Source organism: Oceanobacillus saliphilus, assembly GCF_023522835.1.
Classification (GTDB): domain Bacteria; phylum Bacillota; class Bacilli; order Bacillales; family Amphibacillaceae; genus Oceanobacillus; species Oceanobacillus saliphilus.
Genome location: NZ_JALCZU010000072.1, coordinates 1 through 281, shown reverse-complemented (window position 1 = coordinate 281; position 281 = coordinate 1). Strand labels below are relative to the sequence as shown.

The 281-nt window shown below is 49.8% G+C and carries 1 pseudogene; it reads right to left on the bottom strand.

What is annotated here, in order from left to right:
• Positions 1 to 281, bottom strand: a pseudogene (locus MN204_RS20490) (glutamine synthetase); the annotation flags it as partial.

Genomic DNA, 281 nt, shown 5'->3' with positions numbered 1-281 from the left:
CAGCGAAGGCCAAGTATGGGTTAGCAGTTGGGTCAACTGAACGCAATTCCAAACGCGTTGAGTTACCACGTGAAGCTGGGACACGAACCATTGGTGAACGGTTTGAACCAGACCAAGCCACATAAACTGGTGCTTCGAATCCAGGCGTCAAACGCTTGTAAGAGTTAACCGTTGGGTTCGTGATAGCTGTGAAGTTAGCTGCGTGCGCCAAGACACCACCCAAGAAGTTGTAGGCCGTCTTTGACAATTGCAAGTCACCAGCTTCATCGTAGAAGACGTTA